This window comes from Rhodoplanes elegans (assembly GCF_016653355.1).
Taxonomy (GTDB): domain Bacteria; phylum Pseudomonadota; class Alphaproteobacteria; order Rhizobiales; family Xanthobacteraceae; genus Rhodoplanes; species Rhodoplanes elegans.
Map to the genome: position 1 here is coordinate 17,866 of NZ_NHSK01000100.1, position 15,480 is coordinate 33,345.

The following is a 15,480-nucleotide window of genomic DNA, read 5'->3' on the forward strand; positions in this document are numbered from 1 at the left end:
GCGGCCTCCGCCCGCTTACGCCATCATAGGACAAATGCACGCACCACCCAATCGGGGCTTGTGCCGATCGTCAAGCCAAATTGACGCCTCGGGCTACCACCGTGGCCGCGGTCTCGCGCCGTGCGCCGCCAGCCGCGACGGCTCAGGACGTCTCGCCCAGAAATTGCAGCACGACCTCGCGTCGATGCGGCCGCGCCCGGTGCTCGGCGACGTAGATCCCCTGCCAGGTGCCGAGCGCGAGCCGGCCGCCGACCACCGGGACGGCGAGCGACACGCCGGTCAGCAGCGTCTTCACATGCGCCGGCATGTCGTCCGGCCCCTCGGCTTCGTGCACCCAGCCGGCATCGCGCGGAGCGAGCCGGTCGAGCGCCGTGACGAGGTCGGTGCGGACGTCCGGATCGGCGTTCTCCTGGATGGTCAGCGACGCCGAGGTGTGGCGCATGAACAGGAGGAGCGTGCCGTGGCGGCCGCCGACGCCTTCGACGAAGCGCCGCGCCTCGTCGGTGATGTCGACGAAGCCCTCGCCCTTGGTCGCGACCGTCAGGGTCGCGGTGGCGACCGTCGCCACCGCGGCAGTCCGAACCGGGCTCAGCGTTCCGGGCATTTTTTCTCCTTCGTCATTCTCATCGTCGCCGGCCCGAAACTCCGCTCGTGCCCGCGCAGGCGGGCACGGGTCGAATTCGGGTCCGAAGCCTCTCCGCCGTCGTGCTCCGCGAAGGCGGAGCACCCAGTACGCCGCAGCGATTCGACTGAAACAACCGAGGCCAGTGGATACTGGGTCGTCCGCCTGCGCGGACGACGACCACCGAGAGGCTGTGCTTTCACTCCTCTCGGCTCGCGCCTACACCCCTCACGTCTTGCCGAGGTCGCGCTGCAGGCTGGTCATCATCTCGATCAGCCGCCGCCAGGCGCGCTCGACGAAGTTGAGCGCCCGGTCGAGCTCGGCGTCGGCGCTGCCGCGCCCGGGATCGGCCGGCGCCGCCGCCTCCGGCTTCACCCCGGAGGGCAGCGGCACGCCGCGGTCGAGCAGCGCCTTCTTGAGCGCGACGTTCTCGGACTGCAGCCGGCTGATCTCGCTCTCGAAGGCGGTGCGGTCGTCGGGCACCGCCTGGCAGGCCCAGCCGGACGACTTGAGGCTGCACAGCGACACCTGGCCGGTGCGCAGGTCGAGCCGGGCGAAGCCCTCCTCGGTGCGGTGATAGCTGAAGCGGGCGGCGTCGCCGTCGGCGCTCGGCGGGGCCGGCGGACTCTGGGCCGGGGCGGTCGTCCCGGCGACGACCGTCACGGACGCGGCCAGCACGGCCGCCGCCAGGGGATGTCGAATCATCGGGGGTCCTCTCGGGTCCAGGGCGTACGGCGGCCGGGGCCGCCGCCGGCCGCCCGTGCGGTCGCTCCCAGCTTAACGCCGATTGCGGCAAATCGGCACCCGCGGCAGCGCCCGCGCTCAGGCCCCGGTCGGCGCCGGATTCCCCGCAGGAGACAAGGGGGTTAGCGGCTTCGCTGCGGCGCCCACAACGAGCCGTGGAATTCTTGACTCGCCGAAACGCGGTCAGTATGGTCCGCGCGGCTTTGGCGGGGGGTGGACGTCCGACCGGACGTCGTTGCGCGGGAGGCGAGATCATGGCCCCGAACGCGCACGACAAGGACGACCGCCCGGCCGAGGAAGCCGATCTTTCCGCGAGGCTCCAGCGTCTCGGCGAACAGCTCGACCGGCAACGGACGAGTTCCCCGTCGGGTGATGCGTCGGCACCGCGATCGAGCACGCGCTACGCGGGGTTCGCCCGCGGCTTTCGCCTCTCTTCCGAGCTGGTGGCGGGTGTGCTGGTCGGGGCCGTGATCGGCTGGTCGCTCGACCATTGGCTCGGGATCGCGCCGTGGGGAATGATCGTGTTTCTTCTGGTCGGCTTCGCGGCCGGCGTGGTCAACGTGATGCGCGCCGCCGGCGTGGTGCCGGAACAGAGTACGGAACGACGCGACGGCCGTCCGTGACGCCATCCGGCGACGCCTGGGCCGGCGACATGCAGGCCGGAGACGCTCCGGTGGGGCGGGCAACAGTGGAAGGGGACCCGAGAGGTCATGGCTGATCCGATTCATCAGTTCGAGATCGTCAACATCGCTCCCCTCGTGAAGCTCGGTGCGACCGAGATTCAGCTCACCAACTCGGCCGTGTTCATGATGGCCTCGGTCGCCGTCACGGCCTTCCTGATGGTCGGCACCACGGCGGGCCGCCAGCTCGTGCCGGGCCGGCTGCAGTCGATGGCCGAGGTGACCTACGAGTTCGTCGCCGACATGATCAGGTCGACGGCCGGCGAGGAAGGCATGCGCTTCTTCCCGCTGGTGTTCTCGCTGTTCACCTTCATCCTGTTCGCCAACATCATCGGCATCATCCCGTACACCTTCACGGTGACGAGCCACATCGTCGTCACGGCGACGCTGGCGCTCCTCGTCTTCTTCACCGTCATCGGCTACGGCCTCTATGCGCACGGGCTCAAGTTCTTCAGCCTGTTCGTGCCGCACGGCATTCCGGGCTACATCCTGCCCTTCGTGGTGCTGATCGAGATCGTGTCGTTCCTGTCGCGGCCCATCTCCCACAGCGTGCGTCTGTTCGCCAACATGCTGGCCGGCCACATCACGCTGAAGGTGTTCGCCGGCTTCGTCGCCGGGCTCGGCGGCGCGCTCGGCGCGATCGGCTGGATCGGCGGCATCCTGCCGCTCACCATGGTGACCGCGCTGACCGCGCTCGAGCTCCTGGTCGCGTTCCTGCAGGCCTACGTGTTCACGCTTCTCACCTGCATCTACCTAAGCGACGCCCTTCATCCGGGCCACTGACCGACTTCACGACCCACGACCACGACCCAACGATCCTCAGTCCAGCACGAAAAAAGGAGCTTCCACATGGATCCGATCGCCGCGAAGTACATCGGCGCCGGCATCGCCTGCATCGGCATGGGTGGCGCCGCGCTCGGCGTCGGCCAGATCTTCGGCAGCTATCTCTCCGCCGCGCTGCGCAATCCGTCCGCCGCCCAGGGCCAGTTCGGCAACCTGATCTTCGGCTTCGCCATCACGGAAGCGCTCGGCATCTTCTCGCTGCTGATCGCGCTCCTGCTGCTGTTCGCCGTCTGATCGACGGCCGGCCGTGGCTCGCGGACGCCCGGCGTCCGCGCGACACGCTGTTTCGCGACCTCGCGTCGCGACCTCTCGCGCGGCGTGATCGTTCCTCGCGCGAGTGATCTTTTCACGCGACGCGCCGACGTTCCGGTTCCGACAGTTCCGACTCCGACAGTTCCGACAAGGAGGGGCCGATGGCCCAGCCCACCCACGCGACGACGGAACACGCCCCGGCCTCCGGGCACGGCGGCGGCTTTCCGCCGTTCAAGGCGGAGACCTACGCGTCCCAGCTGTTCTGGCTCGCGCTCTGCTTCGTCGTGCTCTACGCGATGGTGGCCAAGGTGGCGCTGCCCCGGATGGCCGGCATCCTGACCGACCGGCGCGCCCGCATCGACGGCGACCTCTCCCAGGCGGTCCGCCTGAAGGGCGACGCCGACAAGGCGGTGGCGGCCTACGAGAAGGCGCTCGCCGACGCCCGCAACAACGCCCATGCGATCGCCACCGAGACGCGCGAGCGGCTCGCCCGCGAGTCGGAGGCGCACCGCAAGGCGGTCGAGGCCGAGCTCGCCGACAAGCTCGCCGCCGCCGAGACGTCGATCGCCGCCGCCAAGGGCCAGGCGATGACCAACGTGCGCGGCATCGCGGTCGACGCCGCCCATGCGATCGTGACCCAGCTGATCGGCAAGGAGCCGAGCGCCGACGCGACCGCCGCCGCGGTCGATCGCGCGCTCGCGCGCTGAGGACCACCGCGATGATCTACGAAGCCGAATTCTGGGTGGCCGTCGCCTTCGTGCTGCTCGTCCTCGCGCTGATCAAGCTCGGGGCCCACAAGACCGTCACGGGCGCGCTCGACGATCGCGGCCGCCGCGTCCAGGCCGAGCTCGACGAGGCGCGCAAGCTGCGCTCCGAGGCCGAGGCGCTGCTCGCCGAGTATCAGCGCCGCCGCCAGGAGGCCGAGCGCGAGGCCGCCGAGATCGTCGCCAACGCCAAGGCCGAGGGCGAGCGCCTGCAGGCCGAGGGCAAGGCGAAGGTCGAGGAGTTCGTGACCCGCCGCACCAAGATGGCGGAGACCAAGATCGCCCAGGCCGAGGCCCAGGCGATCGCCGAGGTGAAGAGCGCCGCCGCCGACGCCGCGGTCACGGCCGCCGAGGCGCTGCTGACCGACACGGTCAAGGGCAAGCTCGCCGCCCAGCTCGTCAGCGACGGCATCAAGGGCCTGGCCGCAAAGCTGAACTGAGCCGACGGCGCGCCGGCCGATCCAATACGAAAACGCCCGCGGGATCCGCGGGCGTTTTTGTTTTCATACCAAGGGCCTCCGGCACTGACTTTCACCGTCACCCTGAGGTGGCTGCGCGAAGCGCAGCCCTCGAAGGGCGACGGCCGGGGCCGCATCCTTCGAGGCCCGGCTGCGCCGGGCACCTCAGGATGACGGGGCAGGGCTCAGGGCCGTTGGTATCAGGCCCTACGACGCACGGGCGGAGTCGACCAAAGCAGACCCGTCGTCCCGGGGCGCCGCGCCCGGGACCCATATCCCCTGTCTGTCGTGAGCCACCGGCACCGGGGGTATGGATCCCGGGCTCGTGAGCCTTCGGCTCACGCCCCGGGATGACGGTGCATATCGGCGCGCGATTCGACCAACTCTCTCCTCATGGTGAGGAGCGATGCGAAGCATCGCGTCTCGAACCATGCGGCCACCCTTCGTCGGGGCCGCATGGTTCGTGACGCGCGACTGCGTCGCGCTCCTCACCATGAGGGGCGCGTCAGTGGTCGGTCGAGCGGCGATGAACGAGAGCGCCCGCCCCTACCCCCGCGGCTTGCGGGCGGGCTTGCGCTCGCTCGGCAGGCCCTGCGGGTCGAAGCCGACATAGATGACGTACTTGTCGAGGTCGGCCTGGGACGGCACCGGGACGGCGAGATCCTCGGAGACGTGCGTGAACGGCACGTTGGGCTGACCGGGCGGCAGGGTCACGGGCAGGATGTAGAGCTTCGACCAGATCGTCTTCGGCTCGATCCCCTCGCGCACCAGCGCGTAGCGCAGCGGGACCTGGGTCTCGCCCGGCGCGCCGGCCGGACCGAGGATCAGCCGCCCCTGCACGCCGATCTTGATCGACAGCGTGCCGGCATTGACGGCGCACTGGCGCGCCGTGCGGCCGAAGCTCGCCTGGTAGCGCAGGCCGAGCGCCTGGTCGGAGCCGGGCGCGTTCATCTGCAGGGTCGAGGCGCCCTGCCGGATATCGACGGAAGGGCAGTCCACCTCGAGGGCCGACAAGGTCGAGGCGCCGCCCGTCTGGCCGGCCTCGGCGGTCCCGCCGGCCGCCGCCTTGGCCTCCGAGCCCGCGCCGAACAGGTTGCGGAAGCGGTCGGCGAAGCCGGGCGAGCCGGACTTCTCGCTCGGCGTCGGCTGGCCGCTGAAGAACTCGTCGGTCGACGAGCAGGCTCCGACCGTCGCCGCGAGCAGCAGCGCGGCCGTCAGGCCCGCTGCCCGGCCCGCGGCCCGGCGCGCCGCGACACGCGACCGAATCACGCCTGCCGTTCCGATCCCTCGCTCAGCCATGATGTCCCCGTACGCTCGTTCCTGCGCCTCGCCCCGCGCCCTTGTCGGTCCCAACCGTGGCGGCCCCGTGGCGCCGCCCGTCCGGGACGGGCGCGCCGGTCCGCCATGCTCACCCCGGCGGGTCGTCCTTCAGGCGGGCGTAGAGCAGGTGGTCCTGCCACAATCCGTTGATGCAGAGATATTGCCGCGCGTAGCCCTCGCGCACGAAGCCGCACGATTCGAGGAGCCGCATCGACGGCGCGTTGGTCGGGATGCAGGCCGCCTCGAGCCGGTGCAGCCGCAGCGCCGAGAAGGCATAGGGGGCGAGCGCCCGCACCGCCTCGGTCATGAAACCGCGCCGGGCATAGGGCTCGCCCATCCAGTAGCCGATGCTGCCCGCCTGGGCGACGCCGCGCCGGACATTGGCGAGGGTGAGCCCGCCGACCAGCGCCCGGTCGGCGCTGCGGAAGATGAAGTAGGCGTAGGCCTGGTCGGTCCGCTGATCCTCGGCGTAGCGCTTCAGCCGGCGGCGGAAGGCGCCGCGGGTGAGGTCGTCCATCGGCCAGGTCGGCTCCCACGGCGTCAGGAAGCCGCGGCTGCGCTCGCGCAACGCCGCCCATTCCTCGAAATCGGACATCTGGGGCGGCCGCAGCATCACCCCCTTGCCCTCGATCGCGCCCGCCGGCTCGGCGAGACTGACGGTGCGGAAGAACGCCATGGTCCGGGTCGCAATGTCCGGCCGGAGACGGGGGGACCGGCGGAGCGCCGGCGCCGTCACGCGGCCTTCGAGGGGAGACTTTCGGCGATCGCAGCGGCCGATTCAAGCCCGCCGGGGCCGAGCGCGGCGACGGCGGGGCGCGAGCGGGCGAGCAGCGCGCGGCCGGCGGCGCGCGCGCTGTCCACCGTGACGGCGTCGACCCGCGCGACGATCTCCTCCACGGTCATCACCCGGTCGTGGATGATCATCTGGCGGGCGAGCTGCTCGGCGCGGGCGCCGGAGCTCTCCAGCGCCATCAGAAGGCCGGACTTCATCTGCGCCTTGGCGCGGGCGACCTCGGCCTCGGTGAGCCCGTAGGCGGCCGCCTCCATCTCGGCGACGACGACCCGCATCAGCTCCTTGGCGTCCGAGGCATCCGTTCCGGCGTACAGCCCGAACAGGCCCGTGTCGGCATAGGGCGAGTGGAAGCAGTAGATCGAGTAGCACAGGCCGCGGGTCTCGCGGACCTCCTGGAACAGCCGCGACGACATCCCGCCGCCGAGCACGTTGGTGAACACCTGCAGGCTGTAGAGGGTGGGGTCGCGCTGCGGCACGCCTTCCAGCGCCAGCGCCAGATGCGCCTGCTCGAGGTCGCGCGCCTCGACATGCACGCCGCCGTGGAAGCGGGCCGGCTCGGGCCGCCCCGGCGACGGGCCGGCGAAGCCGCCGAACAGCCGCTCGACCTTGTCGAGGACCACCTGATGGTTCACGGCGCCGGCCGCCGCCACCACGGTGCCGGGGCCGCGATAGTTGCGGCCGAGATAGTCGCGCAGCATGGCGGCGTCGATCGCCCGCACCGTGTCCGGCGTGCCGAGAATCGAGCGCCCGACCGGCTGGCCCGCATAGGCGGTCGCCTGCAGATAGTCGAACACCAGGTCGTCCGGCGTGTCCTCGAGGGCGCCGATCTCCTGGATGATGACGTTCTTCTCGCGGACGATCTCGTGCTCGTCGAAGCGCGGATTGGAGAGGATGTCGGCCAGCACCTCGAGGGCGAGCGGCACGTCGTCGCGCAGCATGCGGGCATAGTAGGCCGTCACCTCGACGCCGGTCGCGGCGTTGAGGTCGCCGCCGACCGCCTCGATCTCCTCGGCGATCTGGCGGGCCGTGCGGGTCGCCGTGCCCTTGAACGCCATGTGCTCGAGGAAATGCGAGATGCCGTGCTCGTCCGACCGCTCGTGGCGGCTGCCGCAGTTGACCCAGACGCCGAGGGACGCGGTCTCGAGATGCGGCATGTCGTCGGTGACGACGATCAGGCCGGACGGAAGACGCGACACCTCGACGGTCATGCGGCTGCTCCTGCGTCCGCGCTCGCCGCGCGGCTGTGACTGAGAATGTGGCGGGCGACGGCGGCCTGGTCGGCCGGCAGAACGGTCGAATGCTCGCGCCGGCCGGACAGATCGGCGAGCCAGTCCGGCAGCCCCGGGCGGATGCCGCAGGCGGCCTCGACGGCGTCCGGGAACTTGGCCGGATGCGCCGTGGAGAGCACGACCATCGGCACCGACGGGTCGCGCGGCTCCTTCTCGGCGACCGCCATCGCGACCGCGGTGTGCGGATCGAGCAGATAGCCGGCCTCGCGCCGCACTGTGCGGATGGTCGCGGCGACCTCCTCCTCGGCGGCGCGGTCGGCCGCGAACAGGGTCCGCATGGCGCCGAGCGAGCGGGCCGGGATCGAGAAGCTGTGGCTCTTCGTCAGCGAGCCCATCGCGGTGCGGACCGCGCGGGCGTCGCGCTCGCAGGCCTCGAACAACAGGCGCTCGAAGTTCGACGACACCTGGATGTCCATCGAGGGCGAGGTGGTCGCCACCACGTCGCGCACCTGATAGGTGCCGGTGGCGAGCGTGCGCGCGAGAATGTCGTTGACGTTGGTCGCGACCAGCAGCTTGTCGACCGGCAGGCCCATGCGGGCCGCCACATAGCCCGAGAACACGTCGCCGAAATTGCCGGTCGGCACCGTGAACGCGACTTTTCGATGCGGCGCGCCGAGCGCCGCGGCGGCGGCGAAATAATAGACGACCTGCGCGACGAGGCGGGCGAAGTTGATCGAGTTGACGCCCGAGAGCCGCACCCGGTCGCGGAACGGGTGATCGTTGAACAGGCCCTTCACGATCGCCTGGCAGTCGTCGAACGTGCCCTCGATGGCGAGCGCGTGGACGTTGTCGGCGCCGGCCGTGGTCATCATCCGGCGCTGCACGTCGGAGATGCGCCCCTGCGGATAGAGCACGAAGAGGTCCGCCTGGGCCGAGCCGCGGAACGCCTCGACGGCGGCGCCGCCGGTGTCGCCGGAGGTGGCGACCACGATGGTCGAGCGCTCGCCGCGCGCCGCCAGCGCATGGTCCATCAGGCGCGACAGCACCTGCATGGCCAGATCCTTGAAGGCCAGCGTCGGCCCGTGGAAGAGCTCCAGCACGAAGGTCGCCGGCGCCACCTGCACGAGCGGCACCACGGCCGGATGGCGGAAGCCGGCATAGGCCTCGCGCGCCATGCGGGAGAGGTCGGTCGCCGTCAGCGTGTCGCCGACGAAGGGCGCCACCACCTCGGTGAACACCTCCGCATAGGGGCGACCGGCGAAGCCGGCGATGGTCGCGGTGTCGAGCCCGGGCCACGTCTCGGGGACGTAGAGGCCGCCGTCGCGGGCGAGGCCGGCGAGGGTGACGTCCATGAAGCCGAGCGGCGGCGCCTCGCCGCGGGTGGAGATGTACTGCACGTGTCCTCACTGCCTGAGGGGGCCGCGCGCGACGGCGCGCCGAAATCCCCCGCCGGGGCCGGCGACGGGCCGGCCGGTCATGACCAAATCTCTGGAAAGCCTACCGTTCCGGGACTGGTGCCGACCCTTCGGCCGGCGACCCGGCACACTAGTCGGAACCGCGGGGGCGCACAAGAAAGGCAATCGCTCCCCCGCATTCCTGCGGACGAATCCGGTTAAGCTCCGGCTATGCCCGCGTCACCGATACCGCCCATGCCCCGCGTCTACACGATCCCGGCCGCCGTGCCGTTCCTGCCCACGCTGGCGGCCGCCCTCCTGGAGGGGCGGCTGGTGCCCGGCTTCTCGGCCGCCGCCGACCCGCTGGCGCTCGCCGGCGTGACGCTCTACCTGCCCACCCGCCGGGCCTGCCGGACCGCCCGGGACATCTTTTTCGAGGCGGTCGGGCGCGACGGCGCCGTGCTGCCCCGCATCGTCGCGCTGGGCGACATCGACGAGGACGAGCTGGCGTTTTCGGCCGCCTCCGGCCTCGGGCCGGGCGGTGACGGCGGCGGCGCGGGCGCCCTGCCCGAGGCCCTCGACCTGCCCCCCGCGCTGCCCGGCCTGTCGCGCCGGCTGCTGCTCGCCCGCCTGGTGCTCGCCTGGGCCAAGACCCTGCGCCGGAAGACCGCCGAGCAGGCGCCCGTCGTGGTCGACACCCCGGCGGCGGCCCTCGCCATGGCCGACCAGCTCGCCCGGCTGATCGACGACATGACCACCCGGGGCGTCCCATGGACGGCCCTCGACACGCTCGTCCCGGAGGAGCACGACCGCTACTGGGGCCTGACGCTCGACTTCCTGCGCGTCGCCCGCGAGGCGTGGCCGGCGCTGCTGGCCGAACGCCAGACGATCGAGCCGGCCGCCCGCCGCGACCTGCTGATCGCCGCCGAGGCCGCCCGCATCGCGGCGCGGGCCGAGGGACCGGTGATCGTCGCCGGCTCGACCGGCTCGATGCCGGCGACGGCCCGCTTCATCGCCACCGTCGCGCGGCTGCCGCACGGCGCCGTGGTGCTGCCCGGCCTCGACACCGCCCTCGACGACGCCTCCTGGGCCGCGATCGACGGCGTGGCGGATGGGTCCGGGCTCGCCCCGGGCCGCTCCGGCCTTGGGCCGGAGCCGGAGTGCGGCCACCCGCAATTCGCCCTGCATGGCCTGCTGGCCGGCATGGGGCTGACGCGGGCCGACGTGGTGCCGCTCGGCGCCCCGCCCCGGCACGATCGCGCGGTCCTGCTCTCCGAGGCGCTGCGGCCGGCCCCGACCACCCATCTCTGGCAGCAACGCCTCGCCGCCGCCGACTTCACCGGCGCAGTGCGCGACGGCCTGCCGGGCCTCGCCGTGATCGAAGCCGCCAATGCCGAGGAGGAGGCGCTCGCGATCGCCGTGGTGCTGCGCGAGGCGCTGGAAGAGCCCGGCCGAACCGCGGCGCTCGCGACCCCGGACCGGGCGTTGGCCCGCCGCGTCGCCACCGCGCTCGGCCGCTGGGGCGTGACCGTGTCGGACACCGGCGGCCAGCCGCTCGCCGACGCCCCGGCCGGCGTGTTCGCCCGCCTCGCCGCCGAGGCGGCGCTGGGCGAGGTCGCGCCGGTGCCGCTGCTGGCGCTCCTCAAGCACCCGCTCGCCCGGCTCGGATTCGACGCCGCTGAGCATGCACGCGCCGTCGCGGCGCTGGAGCGGGCCGTGCTGCGCGGGCCGCGGCCACGCCCCGGCACGGCCGGCCTCGCCCACGCGCTGGAAACCGTCGCGACCGAGGTGGCGAAGCTGCAGGCCGGCCAGGCGTCCGCCCTCCACCCGGCCGATCCGCGGGCGCGGCTGCGGGCGCACGAGCTGGAAGCCGCGGCCGCGCTGGTCGCTCGTCTGACGGCGGCGGTGGCGCCGCTGGAAAAGCTCGACCACCGAAAGCCGCAGGGGCTGGCGGCGCTCGCCGCGGCGCATCGCAAGGTCGTCGAGGCGCTGTCCGACGACGGCGCCGACGGGATCGTCGCCTTCGCCGGGCCCGACGGCGGCGCCCTCCTCGACACCTTCGAGTCGCTCGTCGACGAGGCGGCGGCCGAGACGTTTCTGGTCGCGACCGAGGACTATGCCGAGCTGTTCCGCACCGCCGTCGCCGACCGCGTGGTGCGGCCGCCGCCGGTCGCGGGCGCTCGCCTGCACATTCTCGGCCTCCTCGAAGCGCGCCTCGTGACGGTCGACCGCTTCGTGCTGGGCGGTCTCGCCGAGGGCGTGTGGCCGCCGGCCGCGGCGAGCGACCCGTGGCTCAGCCGCGGCATGCGCCACGCGCTCGGCCTCGACCTGCCGGAGCGCCGCATCGGCCTCTCGGCGCACGACTTCGCCCAGCTCGCCGGCTCCGCCCCCGAGGTGGTGATGACGCGGCCCGGCAAGATCGGCGGTGCCCCGGTCGCGGCCTCGCGTTTTCTGCAACGGCTCGCCGCGGTGGCCGGTCCGGCGTGGAAAGATGTCGTCAGACGGGGTGAGGCGTATCTGGATTTCGCGCGAAAACTGGATCGGCCGGCCGGGCCGCCGAAGCGCGTCGCCCGGCCGGAGCCGAAGCCGCCGCGCGACGTGCGCCCCGTGTCGCTGTCGGTCACCGAGATCGAGCACTGGCTGCGCGATCCCTACACGATCTATGCGAAACACATTCTGAAGCTGGCGCCGCTCGATCCGGTCGATCTGCCGCCCGGCGCCAAGGACCGCGGCATCGCCATCCACGCCGCCATCGGCACGTTCTGCGAGCGTTACGCCACCGCGTTGCCCGACGACCCGCTCGAAGCACTCCTCGATATCGGCCGACAGGAATTCGAAAAACTCGACGACACGCCGGAGGCGCGGGCCTTCTGGTGGCCGCGCTTCACCGAGATCGCCCGCTGGTTCGTGCGGTTCGAGCGCGAGCGCCGCGCCGACGGCACGGTCGTGACGGCCGAGATCAAGGGCGCGCTCGACATCCCGCTCGGCGAGGGCCGCGCCTTCCGACTGCGCGCCCGCGCCGATCGCATCGAGCGCCATCCAGATGGTTCCTTCGCCATCCTCGACTTCAAGACCGGCGCGCCGCCCTCGTCCAAGCAGGTGCGGCTCGGCCTCTCGCCGCAGCTCACCCTGGAAGGCGCGATCCTGCGTGGCGGCGGCTTCGACGGGCTGCCGCCCGGCGCCGGGCTCGCCGAGATCGCCTATGTGCGCCTCACCGGCGGCGACCCGGCCGGCGAATGCTGCCCGGTCGATCTCGAGACGCAGTCGGCGGACGCCGCCGCCGAGGCGGCGCTCGGCAAGCTGATCGGCCTCGTGAAGAAGTTCGACGACCCCGAGACGCCTTACCGCTCGCTGGTGCTCTCGATGTGGAAGAGCCGCTACGGCACCTACGACGACCTCGCCCGCGTGAAGGAGTGGTCGACCGGAGAGGGGGGCGGGGAGTGACTAAGGATCAAGGAGAAGCCGTGAATGCGCTACGCGGTCGTGATCGAGAAGGTGAACGAGACCTATTCGGCTTACGTCCCGGACCTGCCGGGCTGCATCGCGACCGGAGAGACGGTGGCGGAGGTCGAGACGAACATCCGAGACGCCATCCGATTCCACATCGAAGGCCTCGAAGAGGACGGGCTGCCAGTTCCGCAGCCCAAGAGCGTGGCCGAATAGGTGGAGGCGTGAGGACGACCTTCGCTCCAGCCGACCCACAGTCTTGGTCATGGCCGGGCTTGTCCCGGCCATCCACGGTCTTGCTTTTGCGCGACTCGCAAGGCGTGGATGGCCGCGACGAGCGCGGCCATGACGAGCCGAAACGCACGAAGGATCCGAGAGGCCAAAGCGATATCCGGCTCCTCTCTGGAATCCAAAAACAGGTCCACGCATGAGCCGCCCGAAAACAATTCCGGTCGATGTCACGACCGTGCAGGCCGAGGCGGCGGATCCGGACGCCTCGGTGTTCGTGTCGGCCAATGCCGGCTCGGGCAAGACTCACGTGCTGGCGCAGCGGGTGATCCGATTGCTGCTCGCCGGCGTCGATCCGGCGAAGATTCTCTGCATCACCTTCACCAAGGCGGCGGCCGCCAACATGGCGGACCGCGTCTTTGGGCAACTCGCCGGTTGGATCTCGCTCGATGATCCGGCCCTCGATGCGAAGCTGAAAGGCCTCGGCGTCAAGTCCATCACGTCCCGCGATCGCGAGCAGGCGCGAAAACTGTTCGCGGCGGCGCTCGACACGCCGGGCGGCCTGAAGGTGGAGACCATCCACGCCTTCTGCACGCGGCTCCTGCAGCGCTTCCCGTTCGAGGCCGGCGTGCCGGCGCATTTCTCCGTGCTGGACGACCGCGCCACCGACGAGCTTCTCGACCGCTCCACCATGGCGGTGCTGCTCGACGCGACCGCCGCGCCGAACTCGCCGCCCGGCCGCGCGCTGACCTCCGCGCTCGCCGCCGCGGCCGACCAGACGCTGCGTGATCTCGTCCGCGAGGCGGTGTTCCGCCGTCACGCGCTGACCGCCTGGATCGACGCGCATGGCGGCCTGCAGGGCGCCTTGGAGAACCTCGCCACATCGCTCGGCGTCACGAGCGACGACACGGTCGAGGCGATCGACAAGGCGATCGTCGACGGGCCGATCCTGCCCGCATCCGAATGGGCCTCTGTCGCCGCCGTCTGCAAGGCCGGCACGGCGAACGACCAGAAGCAGTGTGCCCGCTTCACCGCCGCCGCGGCGGCGCGCGGGACGGAGCAGATCGAGGCCTATCTGGACGTCTTTCTCACCGGCAAGCGCGAGCGGCGCAAATCGCTCGTCACCTCTGGCATCGCCAAGAAGCATCCGGCGCTGGCCGAACGGCTCATCGATGAACAGGAGCGCGTCGTCGCGCTGGTGGCGCGGCGCGATGCGGTCGGGGCGCGCGACCGCACCGCCGCGCTGGTGACGCTCGCGGCCGCCGTGATCGCCCGCTACGTCGCCGAGAAGAACCGCCGCGGCTTCCTCGACTACGACGACCTGATCGACCGCACCCTCGCGCTGCTGCAGCAGACCGCGCCCGGCTGGGTGCATTACAAGCTCGACCGCGCCATCGATCACGTGCTGATCGACGAGGCGCAGGACACGAGCCCGAAGCAGTGGGAGATCATCCGCCTGCTGGTCGCCGAGTTCACGGCCGGCGCCGGCGCGAGGCCGTTCCGCCGCACCGTCTTCGCGGTCGGCGACGAGAAGCAGTCGATCTTCTCGTTCCAGGGCGCCGTGCCGAAAGAGTTCGCCCGCATGCGGCGACACTTCGAGACCGCCCACAAGGCGGCGGGCCTGACCTTCCACCGGCGCGACTTCAAGGTGTCGTTCCGCTCCGGCGCCAATATCCTCGGCGCCGTCGATGCGGTGTTCGCGGCGCCCGAGATGTTCGCCAGCATCACGTCCGACGCCGACGGGATTCCGCCGCACATCGCGCTGCCCGATGCGGCGCCCGGCATCGTCGAGGTGTGGCCGCTGACCCCGCCCGATCCGCGCGACGAGATGGAGGGCTGGGCGGCGCCGTTCGACGAGACGATCGAGACCAGCCCGCAAGTGAAGCTCGCGCGACAGATCGCGCAGACGATCCGGGATCTGATCGAGCGTGGCGCGCCCGCCGGCCACGAGAACCGGCCGCTGCGGGCCGGCGACGTGCTCGTGCTGGTGCGCCAGCGCGGGGCCATGTTCGAGGCGATCATCCGGGCGCTCGGCGAGGCGCGCGTGCCGGTCGCCGGCGCCGACCGGCTGACGCTGACCGAGCATGTCGCCGTCGTCGACCTGATGGCGCTCGCCGACGCGATCCTGCTGCCGGCCGACGATCTGGCGCTCGCGATCGCTCTGAAGAGCCCGCTGTTCGGGCTCGACGAGGAGATGCTGTTCCGCCTCGCCCACGGCCGCCGCGGCACGCTGCACGCGGCGCTCGTCGCCGCGGCCGGCGACGATCCCGCCTTCGCAAACGCCGCGGCACGCTTCGAACGCTGCGCCGAGGCGGCGCGGCGGTGCGGGCCGTTCGACTTCTTCGCCCGCCTGCTCGGCCCGGAGAGCGGCCGCAAGAAAATCCTCGCGCGGCTCGGGCACGAGGCGAACGATGCGCTCGACGAGTTCCTGGCGCTCGCCCTCGACTACGAGCGGCGCGAGACGCCGTCGCTGCAGGGCTTCGTCGCCTGGCTGCGCGCCGCCGAGAGCGAGATCAAGCGCGACATGGAGATCCGCCGCGACGAGGTGCGGGTGATGACCGTGCACGGCGCCAAGGGCCTCGAAGCGCCGCTGGTGTTCCTCGCCGACACGACGCAGCCGCCCTCCGGCCCGCGGCCGCCGCGGCTTCTCGTGCTGCCGACCGAGGGGCTCGCCCCCGGCGCCCCGGGGGCGCCGGTGTGGGCCGG

General features: G+C 71.8%; 13 protein-coding genes and 1 pseudogene. 8 read left to right on the forward strand and 6 right to left on the reverse strand.

The window, feature by feature from the left end:
* Window positions 1–142: 142 nt before the first annotated feature.
* Window positions 143–604 carry a secondary thiamine-phosphate synthase enzyme YjbQ gene (locus tag CCR97_RS13285; RefSeq protein WP_111360660.1) on the reverse strand — a complete coding sequence of 154 codons (462 nt, stop codon included), beginning with the start codon at window positions 602–604 and terminating at the stop codon, window positions 143–145.
* 246 nt (window positions 605–850) lie between these two features.
* Window positions 851–1,327 (reverse strand): hypothetical protein, encoded by a 477-nt coding sequence (locus CCR97_RS13290; protein ID WP_201159555.1) that lies wholly within the window; start codon window positions 1,325–1,327, stop codon window positions 851–853.
* 293 nt (window positions 1,328–1,620) lie between these two features.
* On the opposite strand from CCR97_RS13290, the gene CCR97_RS13295 reads away from it, so the two are divergent.
* From CCR97_RS13295 to CCR97_RS13315, 5 genes and pseudogenes are all read left to right on the forward strand, one after another.
* Entirely contained in the window at window positions 1,621–1,989 is a 369-nt protein-coding gene (locus CCR97_RS13295) for an AtpZ/AtpI family protein (protein ID WP_111360049.1), read from the forward strand.
* Window positions 1,990–2,076: 87 nt separating this feature from the next.
* Complete coding sequence (locus CCR97_RS13300) at window positions 2,077–2,829, forward strand: F0F1 ATP synthase subunit A (protein ID WP_111360050.1); 753 nt, start codon at window positions 2,077–2,079, stop codon at window positions 2,827–2,829.
* Window positions 2,830–2,895: 66 nt separating this feature from the next.
* The gene (locus CCR97_RS13305) at window positions 2,896–3,123 is read left to right on the forward strand and encodes a F0F1 ATP synthase subunit C (protein WP_111360051.1); all 228 of its coding nucleotides are present in this window, start codon (window positions 2,896–2,898) and stop codon (window positions 3,121–3,123) included.
* A 161-nt stretch (window positions 3,124–3,284) separates the two neighbouring features.
* Window positions 3,285–3,848, forward strand: a pseudogene (locus tag CCR97_RS13310) (F0F1 ATP synthase subunit B); the annotation flags it as partial.
* 11 nt (window positions 3,849–3,859) lie between these two features.
* Window positions 3,860–4,345, forward strand: a complete 486-nt coding sequence (locus tag CCR97_RS13315; RefSeq protein WP_111360053.1) for a F0F1 ATP synthase subunit B family protein — start codon at window positions 3,860–3,862, stop codon at window positions 4,343–4,345.
* 564 nt (window positions 4,346–4,909) lie between these two features.
* Here CCR97_RS13315 and CCR97_RS13320 read toward each other — a convergent pair.
* The 4 genes from CCR97_RS13320 to thrC form a co-directional block, all read right to left on the reverse strand.
* Window positions 4,910–5,632 carry a hypothetical protein gene (locus CCR97_RS13320; protein WP_111356806.1) on the reverse strand — a complete coding sequence of 241 codons (723 nt, stop codon included), beginning with the start codon at window positions 5,630–5,632 and terminating at the stop codon, window positions 4,910–4,912.
* A gap of 139 nt (window positions 5,633–5,771) precedes the next feature.
* Window positions 5,772–6,359 (reverse strand): GNAT family N-acetyltransferase, encoded by a 588-nt coding sequence (locus CCR97_RS13325; protein ID WP_111356805.1) that lies wholly within the window; start codon window positions 6,357–6,359, stop codon window positions 5,772–5,774.
* 56 nt (window positions 6,360–6,415) lie between these two features.
* Window positions 6,416–7,684 carry a M16 family metallopeptidase gene (locus CCR97_RS13330; RefSeq protein WP_111356804.1) on the reverse strand — a complete coding sequence of 423 codons (1,269 nt, stop codon included), beginning with the start codon at window positions 7,682–7,684 and terminating at the stop codon, window positions 6,416–6,418.
* Window positions 7,681–9,102 carry a threonine synthase gene (gene thrC, locus CCR97_RS13335; protein ID WP_111356803.1) on the reverse strand — a complete coding sequence of 474 codons (1,422 nt, stop codon included), beginning with the start codon at window positions 9,100–9,102 and terminating at the stop codon, window positions 7,681–7,683. The genes CCR97_RS13330 and thrC overlap by 4 nt, the downstream gene beginning before the upstream one ends.
* A gap of 252 nt (window positions 9,103–9,354) precedes the next feature.
* Here thrC and addB point away from each other — a divergent pair, with 252 nt between their 5' ends.
* The 3 genes from addB to addA form a co-directional block, all read left to right on the forward strand.
* Window positions 9,355–12,543 (forward strand): double-strand break repair protein AddB, encoded by a 3,189-nt coding sequence (addB, locus tag CCR97_RS13340; RefSeq protein WP_201159556.1) that lies wholly within the window; start codon window positions 9,355–9,357, stop codon window positions 12,541–12,543.
* 24 nt (window positions 12,544–12,567) lie between these two features.
* A complete protein-coding gene (locus tag CCR97_RS13345; protein WP_111359350.1) occupies window positions 12,568–12,762 on the forward strand; it encodes a type II toxin-antitoxin system HicB family antitoxin in 195 nt (64 codons plus the stop codon).
* Window positions 12,763–12,973: 211 nt separating this feature from the next.
* A partial coding sequence (gene addA / locus CCR97_RS13350; protein WP_201159557.1) for a double-strand break repair helicase AddA occupies window positions 12,974–15,480 on the forward strand: 2,507 nt, incomplete at its 3' end.